This is a genomic window from Oerskovia sp. NPDC060287 (assembly GCF_042726775.1).
In the GTDB taxonomy this organism is placed as follows: domain Bacteria; phylum Actinomycetota; class Actinomycetes; order Actinomycetales; family Cellulomonadaceae; genus Oerskovia; species Oerskovia merdavium.
The window spans coordinates 1-9,445 of sequence record NZ_JBHXBO010000167.1 but is presented as its reverse complement, the minus strand read 5'-3'; the positions used below and the strand labels follow the sequence as shown (position 1 = coordinate 9,445).

General features: G+C 73.1%; 9 protein-coding genes. 3 read left to right on the top strand and 6 right to left on the bottom strand.

The features are described from left to right. Positions 1 to 66 precede the first annotated feature (66 nt). Positions 67 to 561 carry an SRPBCC domain-containing protein gene (locus tag ACFWFR_RS14140; RefSeq protein ID WP_377623368.1) on the top strand — a complete coding sequence of 165 codons (495 nt, stop codon included), beginning with the start codon at positions 67 to 69 and terminating at the stop codon, positions 559 to 561. Next, positions 558 to 875 (top strand): helix-turn-helix transcriptional regulator, encoded by a 318-nt coding sequence (locus tag ACFWFR_RS14135; protein ID WP_191805425.1) that lies wholly within the window; start codon positions 558 to 560, stop codon positions 873 to 875. The genes ACFWFR_RS14140 and ACFWFR_RS14135 overlap by 4 nt, the downstream gene beginning before the upstream one ends. Before the next feature lie 39 nt (positions 876 to 914). On the opposite strand, the gene ACFWFR_RS14130 is transcribed toward ACFWFR_RS14135, so the two are convergent. Continuing rightward, positions 915 to 1,655, bottom strand: a complete 741-nt coding sequence (locus tag ACFWFR_RS14130) for a GNAT family N-acetyltransferase (protein WP_377623367.1) — start codon at positions 1,653 to 1,655, stop codon at positions 915 to 917. A gap of 81 nt (positions 1,656 to 1,736) precedes the next feature. Continuing rightward, the gene (locus ACFWFR_RS14125; protein ID WP_377623366.1) at positions 1,737 to 3,029 is read right to left on the bottom strand and encodes a hemolysin family protein; all 1,293 of its coding nucleotides are present in this window, start codon (positions 3,027 to 3,029) and stop codon (positions 1,737 to 1,739) included. 152 nt (positions 3,030 to 3,181) lie between these two features. Here ACFWFR_RS14125 and ACFWFR_RS14120 point away from each other — a divergent pair, with 152 nt between their 5' ends. Further along, positions 3,182 to 5,002 carry a glycerophosphoryl diester phosphodiesterase membrane domain-containing protein gene (locus ACFWFR_RS14120; protein WP_056647411.1) on the top strand — a complete coding sequence of 607 codons (1,821 nt, stop codon included), beginning with the start codon at positions 3,182 to 3,184 and terminating at the stop codon, positions 5,000 to 5,002. A 15-nt stretch (positions 5,003 to 5,017) separates the two neighbouring features. On the opposite strand, the gene ACFWFR_RS14115 is transcribed toward ACFWFR_RS14120, so the two are convergent. The 4 genes from ACFWFR_RS14115 to ACFWFR_RS14100 all read right to left on the bottom strand — a co-directional run. Beyond that, positions 5,018 to 5,902, bottom strand: coding sequence for a universal stress protein (locus ACFWFR_RS14115; RefSeq protein WP_377623365.1), 885 nt, complete (start codon positions 5,900 to 5,902; stop codon positions 5,018 to 5,020). Positions 5,903 to 6,001: 99 nt separating this feature from the next. After that, entirely contained in the window at positions 6,002 to 7,060 is a 1,059-nt protein-coding gene (locus ACFWFR_RS14110; protein ID WP_377623364.1) for a glycosyltransferase family 2 protein, read from the bottom strand. A 17-nt stretch (positions 7,061 to 7,077) separates the two neighbouring features. Next, complete coding sequence (locus ACFWFR_RS14105) at positions 7,078 to 7,239, bottom strand: hypothetical protein (RefSeq protein ID WP_157257401.1); 162 nt, start codon at positions 7,237 to 7,239, stop codon at positions 7,078 to 7,080. A 225-nt stretch (positions 7,240 to 7,464) separates the two neighbouring features. Then, on the bottom strand, positions 7,465 to 9,445 hold a 1,981-nt coding region (locus ACFWFR_RS14100), incomplete at its 5' end, for a LuxR C-terminal-related transcriptional regulator (RefSeq protein WP_377623363.1).

The following is a 9,445-nucleotide window of genomic DNA, read 5'->3' as shown; positions in this document are numbered from 1 at the left end:
GGGTTGCACTGGGCTCTGTCATGTGCAACTCTGAAGTTGCACTTGATCCCCTCGAGAGGAACGACCATGACGTCCATCGACCAGCAGGCTGTCATCGACTCCGAGAAGTTCCAGGTCACCCGCACCGTCCTCGTCCGTGCGACCCCCGACCAGGTCTGGGCGGCACTCACCCGTGACGACCTCATCGCCCGGTGGTTCGGCCAGAAGGCCTCGCTGCCGGACCTGCGCGTCGGCGGCGAAGGAGTGTTCTGCTTCGACGGGTACGGCGAGTTCGCCGTCCGCATCGACGAGTACGACGAGCCCGTCACGTTCGCCTTCACGTGGACCAACCAGCCCGGCGCGCCCCTGCGCGACGACAACTCGACCCAGGTCCGGTTCACGCTCGCCCCCGACGGGCCGGGGACGCTGCTCAGCGTCGTCGAGTCCGGGTTCGACCACCTCGGCGAGGGGTCTGCCCACGCCATGGAGAGCAACCGGTCCGGGTGGACGGGCGAGCTCGACGAGCTCGTCGCGTTCCTCGAGGGCTCCGACCGTCCCGTCCCCGACGGCCGGACGGCATGACGACCCCGACCCTCGCCCCCGTGTTCGCCGCGCTCGCCGACGACACCCGCTGGCGCCTGCTCCAGGAGCTGGGGGCGGCAGACCTCTCGGCCTCCGCCCTGGCGTCCCGCCTGCCCATCACCCGGCAGGCGATCGCCAAGCACCTCGCGGTCCTCGCCGAGGCCGGGCTCGTCGAGCCCGTGCGGGTCGGGCGGGAGGTCCGCTACCGGGCCGTCGGGTCACGTCTCACCGAGACGGCCCGCGCCCTCGACGCGATCGGCGCCACGTGGGAGCGGCGCCTCGACACGATCCGCAGGATCGCCGAAGCGCCCTAGGTCCGGTCTCACCCGGCCCGGCCCGGCCCGGCCCGGCCCTCAGCCGGCCGGGTCGGGCGAGACGACCTCCCACGTCCCGAGCTGTGTGAGACCGGCCCGGACCGCGAGCGTCCGGGACGCCGTGTTGTCGACCTGGCAGCGGTACTGGGGTTCTTGCCCCTGGGAGTACGCGTACCGGCTGATCGCCCGCACCACGCGTCGCGCGTGCCCCTGCCCGCGGAGCTCCGGCAGCGTCAGGACGCCCGTGTCGGCGAGGCGCGAGCCTGCCCAGGGGTACATGCTGGCCGCGCTCACGAGCCGTCCGCCCGCGAACGCGCCGAACACCGCCCAGTGGTCGAGCTCGACGTACGCGTCGTCGAGGTCCTGCTCGGACGCGCTCGCCTCGAACGCGGCGAAGGCGTCGGCGTCCTTCGCGGTCAGGCGGCGCACGCCGGGCTCGTCGGCCTCGGCGAGCAGCTCGGCCCGAGCCTCCTCGGACCAGTGGAAGACGCAGTCGGCCTCGTGCAGCGTGATCTGCGCGTCGCGCAGCGCCTGCCGGACGGCGGCCTCGGTCAGGTCGTCGCGCCCGGTCAGCCTCAGGGCGTCGGCCACCACGGGGGTCAGCGCGACCAGGACCGTGCTCGCCGCCCCCTCGGCCCCGGCGGTGGTGGTCAGCACCGTGACGCGGCGGTCCTCGGGGAGCGCCGCGTCGCGGACCACGACGAGCGACCCGTCCTGGTGCAGGACCTCGCCGTCCACGAGCGGAGCACGCCAGAAGTCGGTGATGATCTGGGAGAACACGTCGGGCTCCTCGGGGGTCGCGGACGGGCCCGCGGTCTGCGGCCCGTCCGCACGGTACCTGCGCCCCGGTTCGCGCTCACGTCAATTCTCCGGGCCCACCTCGGGGAGCGCCGTGACCGTGACCTGACGGATGCGCCGGTCCTCGATCGCGCTCACGGTCAACCGGTGCCCGGGCAGGTCGACGGCGTCTCCGACCACCCCCAGCCGACCCAGGCGAGAGATGACGTACCCGGCGACGGTCTCGTACGGGCCGTCGGCGAGCCGGATGCCGGTCTGGTCGGCGAACGCCTCGAGCGTGAGGCCCGCGTCGAAGCTCCCCCGGGCCAGGGGCTCGTGGGCGAGGTCGTACTCGTCGCGGATGTCCCCGACGAGCTCCTCGACCAGGTCCTCGAGCGTGACGATCCCGTCCGTTCCCCCGTACTCGTCGACGACGATCGCGAGGTGGACCCCGGTCCGCCGCATGAGCGAGAGCGAGGGCAGCAGCTGGTTCGTGCCGGGCAGCTCGAGCACGGTACGTGTCACGTCGCGCACGGTCCGCGGCACGCCCGTCGGGGCGTCGTCGTGAGCGTCGAGGAGGTCGCGGACGTGCAGGAACCCGACGACGTCGTCGAAGTCCTCTCCCGTGACCGGGTAGCGCGAGTAGGGCTGCGTCCGCACGACCGCGGCCGCCTCGACGAGCGGGAGGTCGGCGGACAGGAAGACGACCTCGCCGCGTGGCCGCATGGTCTCGACGACCGACCGTCCGGCCGCCGAGAACACGTCGGTGAGGATCTTCCGCTCGTCCTCGGGCAAGGCCTCGTGCGCGATCACGAGGTCGCGCAGCTCCTCCTCGGTCATCTCCTCGCTCCGCGCGGTCGGGTTGCCGCCCAGCAGGCGCACCACCAGGTCGGTGGACCGCGACAGGAGCCAGATGACGGGCCGCATCGCGGTCGCGAACCGGTCGAGCGGCGGCCCGACGACGAGCGCGACCTGGGCGGACCGCTGGAGCGCGATGCGCTTGGGGACCAGCTCGCCCAGCACCAGCGACAGGTAGGAGATCACGAGCGTCAGCGCGACGAGCGAGACGGTCGACGCGAGCCCGGTCGGCAGCCCGAGCGACTCGAGCGCCGGGACGAAGTCGGGGGCGAGAGTCGACGCACCGTAGGCCGCGGACAGGAATCCGGCCACGGTCACGCCGATCTGGACGGCGGCGAGGAACCTGTTGGGGTCGCGCGCCACCCCGGCGACCCGCTCGCCCCGCGGCCCCTGCTGCTCGAGCTGCTTGATCTGCGAGTCGCGCAACGAGACCAGGGCGAACTCGGTCCCGGCGAAGACGCCGCCGACCAGCACGAACACGAGGACCAGCCCGACGTTGAGCCAGGTTCCGGAGTCCATCAGCCGTCTCTCTCAGCTCGTGGGCAGGTGATGAGCACGTGGTACTGCACAACGAAGCCCGGCTCCGTGGAGTTCCTTCCTCACGGCCTCGTGGGCGAGGCGCGAGGAGGCCGCTGGCCGGTCTCCCGCCTCCCGTGACCTAGGCTCGCGGGGTGAGGACCGCGCGCACCTGGCCGACGCTGGGCGCCGCCCTGACCTACCTCGGCACCTCGTTCGGCACGTATCTCAAGGCGATCCTGCTGCTCCAGGGCGTGAGCGTGCTCGTCGTCTTCCCGGGCCTCGCGTGGCTCTTCGAGCTCGCGCTCGACCAGGCCGGCGTCGAGGCCCTCACGCAGCGGACCCTCGGCGAGGTCCTGCGCTCGCCCGTCGCGGACCTGCTGATCCTCCTCATCGGAGCCCTCGCGTGCCTCGTGGTGCTCGTCCAGGTGGGGGCGTTGCTCGTGATCGCCCACCGGCTCGCTCACCGCGAGCCGGTCACGGTCCGCACGGTCGCCCGCGACCTGCTCGGGGCGGCGCGCAAGCTCCTCAGCCCTCAGGTGCTGCTGTTCGTGCCGTACTTCTTCGTGGTCCTGCCGCTCGGCAACGTGGGGGTCGTGGCGACGGTCGTGCGCGGGATCCGCATCCCGCGGTTCGTCGTGGGGTCGCTGCTCGAGACCGACGCGGGCACCTGGCTCTACTACGGCTTCCTCGCCGGGGTGCTCTACCTCAACCTGCGCCTGGTCCTCACGCTCGCGGTGTTCGTCACGAGCGACGCGTCGGTCGCGGCATCGATGGCGACGAGCTGGCGCCTGACGCGCTGGCACACGTGGCGCTTCGTGGTGTTGTTCGGCGTCGTGCTCGCGGTCGCGGCGACGTTCCTGGTGGGCGTCGTGAACGTGGGTCTCGCACCGACGCGCTTCACGGACCGCGTCATGCCCGACGCGTCGCCGCTCGTCGCGGGCTTCTCGCTCGCGGCGGTCCAGATCGCGGTGTTCGTCGTCACGGGGTTCGTCGCGGCGATGCTCGCCCAGGTCGTGGTGGTCGCGCTGGGTGTGCGCCAGGGCGAGGGGCCCGACGGCGGAGCGATCCACTCCGCGCCCGCCGAGCCGGTCGCGGCCCGGCTGCACGGACCGCGATGGGTGCGCGTCGTCGTCGGGATCGCGGGCGTCGTCGCCCTCGCGGTCCTGTCGGTCTACAACACCTCGGTCATGACGGACATCGGCAACCGCAGCGAGACGGGCGTGATCGCCCATCGCGGGTACCCGTCGCGGGGGGTCGAGAACACGATCCCCTCGCTCGAGGCCGCCGCCGCGGCCCGCCCGGCCTACGTCGAGATCGACGTGCAGCAGGCGGGTGACGGCGGGATCGTCGTCGTCCACGACACCAACCTCGAGCGCCTCGCCGGGACCGACCAGGACGTCTACGACCTGACGACCGCCGAGCTCACCGCGACGACCGTGCGCGCGCGGGGGCACGAGGCCACCGTCCCGACGCTCGACGCGTTCGTCGACCGTGCGCAGGAGCTCGGCGTCCCCCTCCTCGTCGAGATCAAGCCCCACGGCCACGAGTCCCCCGGGTACGTCGAGGACGTGGTCGCGCTGCTCCAGGCCAAGGGCGTCGCCGGCACGTACCTGGTGCAGTCGCTCGACAAGGACGTCGTCGAGCAGGTCGAGGCCCTGGCACCGGAGATCGGGACGGGCTACGTGCTCCCCGTGAACCTGGGGCGGCTGCCCGCGACGACCGCGGACTTCGTCGCGGTCGAGGAGTCCTCCTTCACGCCCTCGCTGCTCGCCGAGGCGCACGCGGCGGGCAAGCAGGTCTTCGTCTGGACGGTCGACGAGCCCGCCGCGATGCGCGGCTACGTGCGCGAAGGGGTCGACGGGATCATCACCGACCTGCCGACGAGGGCCGCGCACGAGCGGGACGCCGTCGTCGCCGACACCACGCTGTCCTCGCGCCTGGAGGACGCGGTCCACGGGATCCTGTCGTGGTGAGCGGCGGGACGGCCATCAGTCCTGGGCGTGCACCACCATGACGGGCCCGGTCGCGTGGTGCAGCACCGACTGGCTGACCGAGCCCAGGACCGGTCCCGTCAGCAGGCCGTGGCCCCGCGAGCCGAGCACGACGAGCGACGCCGTCGACCCGGCGACCTGGGCGATCGCGTCGGTGGGCAACCCCTCGACGACGTGGGTGCGCACCTCCAGGTGCGGTCCCAGGGCACGGGCCGTCCGAGCAGCCTCCTCGACGACGCGCTCGGCGCGCTCCATGTACGCCGACCGGAGGTCGACCGGTGGCGTGAGGGGGCTGACCAGCAGATCCGCCGGGACGAGGTGCGCCGAGACGAGCTCGAGGGGCACACCCCGAACCGCTGCCTCGCGCGCTCCTGCGCGCACCGCGGCCGTCGAGTGCGGGGTGCCGTCGACCCCGACGACGACCGGCCCCGCGGCGGAGTGCTCCGTCCCGGGCGGGACCACGACGACGGGCACCGTCGACCGAGCGGCCACGCGGGAGCTGACCGACCCCAGGAACAGCGCACCGGCCGCGCCGAGGCCCCGTGAGCCCACGACGACGAGCCCGGCCCCGTCCTGCGCCTGGTCCAGGAGCACCGAGGTCGCGGATCCCCGGCAGGCCCAGGTCTCGACCGGGACCTCGGGTGCCGTCTCCCGCGCGAGGTCACCCGCACAGTCGAGGGCGACGTCGGTCTCCTCCTCCTCGAGAACGATCGGCGGCAGGCAGAAGCCGCCCGCGAAGACCGGGTCGTAGGTGGGGTGCGGGCAGGCGTGGACCACGTGCAGCGGCGCCCCGCGCAGGCGGGCCTCGTGCACCGCCCAGATCAAGGCGTCCCGGCTCGTGCTCGAACCGTCGATCCCGACGACGACGGGCTGGACGTCCACGACGTCTCCTCTCCTCGGCAGGCGCTCACGGCCTGTCCTCTGCTTGCTCTTCACGGGTCGGTCGGCGACGCCGGCCCCCGGCGGCGTCAGGCGCCGTGCTCAGGTGCCGGCCGGGGCGGTGCTCGCGTGCTGGACGTGGTGCCATCCCGCGTCCCGGTCGGTGGCGGCCAGGAGACAGGCGCGGACGAACGCGAGCTGCAGGAACATGTCGTAGCCGAGCTCGGGCAGCACGAGCGTCGCGAGCGCACGCGCACGCGGCCCGCCGCCCCAGACCGTCACGAGACGCTCGGCCACGAGCACCGCGCCCACCGCGAGCCAGAACGGGACGAACCGGAACGTCCCGACGGCGACCGTGAGGGCCGTGAGGACGACGAGGCTCATGAGCATGAGTGCTCCGAGCGCGATCATCACCTGCTGCCCCACGTACCGGGCAGTGACCCGGGTGACCCCGTAGGCACGGAGGTTGTCGAGCATCCCCTTGTACCAGCGCACCCGTTGGCGGTGCAGGTCCCGGGCAGTCGGCATGAGCTCGGTCGTGCACGACATGCTCGTCGGGGAGGCGAGCTCGTAGCCGAGGGTGCGCAGGGCGAGCGTCAGCTCCGAGTCCTCGGTGATGGCGCCCGGGTCGTAGACGGCCCCCGGGGGGCCGGGCAGCAGCGTCCCTCGGTGCCGTGCCACGTCCGCGAGCGCCTCGGTCCGGATCAGGGCCGCCGTCCCGGTCAGCACCGCGGTCCGTCCGGTCACGTCGATCTGCACCGCGTAGCGCTCGTACTCGTTGGACTGGAGCTGCTCGAGCAGGGAGCGCGGAGGCGTGCCACGGAAGGCCCCTCCGACCGCGGCCAGGTCAGGACGTCCGTCGAGCAGGGCGAGCCCCTCCTCGACGAACGTCGGGGCGATCGAGGTGTCGGCGTCGAGCACGAGGACGTTCTCCGCCTCCACGGCACCGAGCGCCTGGTTGAGCGCGCCGGCCTTGCGTCCTGTGTTCCCGACCGTCTCGAGCACGTCGGCGCCGAGGCGCCGCGCGACCTCGACGGTCCCGTCGGTGCTGTTGTCGGACACGACGAGCACGCGGTCGACAGGACGCGTCTGGGCCCGCAACGAGGCCAGGGTCGCGGGGAGCGCCTCGGCCTCGTCGTGCGCGGGGACGAGGGCGACCACCCGCGGAGCCGCCCCGCTCATCGCTGCGAGGCGTGCCGCCGGTGCAGCACGCGGGCGGTCGTCACGAGGGCGAGGCCTGCCACGATCAGTGTCCAGGCGCCCACCACGGTGTATCCGGTCGCCATCGCGCCTGTGGCCGCGAGCGCCGTCCCGGCCTGGGTCGTACCGAGCTGGTACATGGTTCCACCTCCGTCGATTCGCTGGTGGAACCACGGTCCCTCGACGAGGGCGGCACTCAGGGCGGTCCGGGCGCAGCCTGAGCAGACAGGGACGGCACGGTGAGCACGCCGCCTCGATCCGTGGGGTACGCGAGACGCGGGGCGTAGGGACCAGCCCAGGACGAGACGCCCGGGACGCGTCGCACCCAACGCCCGCCGGGCAGAGCACGCTCCCGTGCCGAGCGGCTAGAGCAGCCTGCCGATCTCCTCGCGCGAGGCGACACCGAGCTTGCGGAAGATCCGGTAGACGTGGTTGTCGACCGTCCTCTCGCTGACCACGAGCCGCTCGGCCACCTCGCGGTTGCTCAGCCCCTGCGCGACGAGCCGAGCCACCTCGAGCTCGCGCGCCGTGAGCTCCTCGGCGGGCGTGAGCGCGGAGATCAGCAGGCCCAGCTCCTCACCGGCGCTCGCCACCCGGGCACGCAGCCGGGACGACTCCTCCGTCACCCGCGCCGTCGCTCCGTCCTCGCGCAGGATCCCGATGGCGACGACGTGGGCGCGGACGGCGAAGGTGACCATGTCTCGGTCGAAGAGCTCGTCGACCGAGAGCAGGAGCTTCTCGACGGACCGGGCGGCAGCGGCCCGCAGATAGCGTCCGAGCGCGGGCAGGAGGCTCCCCTGCGCATCGACCGCGAGCCCGGCGACCCGCTCGGCGCGCTCGGCGTCCGGCCAGAGGTCCACGAGGATCGCGGCGTCGAACGTCGCTGCGAGGACGTAGCCGCGATCGGCGAGCGACGAGACGTGATCCCATGCCGATCGCCCGGCCTCTCGCGCGTCGCGACCCGACTCGAGTGCCAGTGCGACGAGGAGTGGTGACGGGCGCGCCAGGGGGGAGAACGCCGCCTCGAGCCGCATCGCGCCGAGCTGGGAGACGAGCGACCGCGCACTGGGGACGTTCCGCTCGAGGAGCGACAGGGCGGACGCGAGGGCCAGCAGACCGGCCCGGGTCGTCGGCCGCAGCGGCGCGGGAGCGCCGATCGCGAAGATGCTCGTCAGGTGCTCGCGCAGGGCTGTGAGCCGTCCCTGCAGGAAGAGCCCGAGCGCGACCACGTAGCCCTGCGGCTCGATCTGTCCCGGCTCGAGCGTCCCGCGCGCTTCGTCGAGGAGGCGCATGGACCGGTCGGTCGCCATCACGATCTCGCCCGAGACGAGCTGAGCCTGCGGCACGAGCGACGCGGTGTCCTGCCGCGGCGACGTCTCGGGCAGAGACACTGCGGAGAACTCCTGCCAGGCATCGACGGGGCGTCCCTGTGCGAGGAGCGACTCGCCCCGGACGAGCCGGACCACGTCGGCGACCTGGGTCAGGATCCCACCCGGTGCTGCCAACGACTCGTCGTCGACCAGGTACGGCGCAGGAGCGGCCTCGTACCCCGTCGGAGAGCTGCCATGCCCCGGCACCTCCGGTCCCGCGTCGCCCGGCCGCTCGAGGGCGACGACGAGCCGGACGTGCAGGGCGATCGCGTCGAAGAGCGAGACCTCGCGCTCCTCGGCGGACGCGGCGAGCCGGGCGAGATCCGCCAGCGCCCGTTCCGGGTCGTGGAGCACGAGTGCCTGGTACCCCGCTTCCCAGGCCCGCACGAACGCGACGTACCGGCGGGGCTCGGTCCCGTCGTCCCGCCGCGACTCGTCGAGGACCTCCCGGATGATGCCGGGCGGGGCACCGTCGGTCAGGAGCGCGTCGAGGTACAGCACGGTGTTCCGGCTCGTCGGCTCGTGCCGCCACGCGTCGCGGCTGACGAGGAGACGGGTCGCAGACCGCTCGCGCAGGATCCTGCCGAGGATCGCCGAGGACTCGGGCGACGACGACCAGCGCATCGGCGACCCGAGGACGGGGCGCCGGAACGTCGCCTCGACGTCGCCCCCCGGGTCCAGCGTGGCCCCGATCGCGTCCAGAGCACGGACCCCTCGCGCGTCGTGCCCGATGTGACGAAGGTGCTCCGCCAGCAGCGGAGGGAACAGCACGACGAGCGACCTGTCCTCCTCCTCGACGAAGCGCACCAGACCGTGGTCGTCGAGGGCGACCACGACCGACCACGGGAGCAGTCGCCGGACCGCCCTGACCTCCGACGGGCCGAGGACCGAGAGGATCCGTAGCCCGTCGCGCTCGTCGTCCCCCAGACCGTCGAGCAGGCGCTCGACGGTCACGGCGAGGGCAGGGGTCCACAGG

Coding starts and splice junctions, on each gene's coding strand:
- ACFWFR_RS14140 (WP_377623368.1), top strand. CDS start 67: ATGACGTCCATCGACCAGCAGGCTGTCATCGACTCCGAGAAGTTCCAG.
- ACFWFR_RS14135 (WP_191805425.1), top strand. CDS start 558: ATGACGACCCCGACCCTCGCCCCCGTGTTCGCCGCGCTCGCCGACGAC.
- ACFWFR_RS14125 (WP_377623366.1), bottom strand. CDS start 3,029: ATGGACTCCGGAACCTGGCTCAACGTCGGGCTGGTCCTCGTGTTCGTG.
- ACFWFR_RS14105 (WP_157257401.1), bottom strand. CDS start 7,239: ATGTACCAGCTCGGTACGACCCAGGCCGGGACGGCGCTCGCGGCCACA.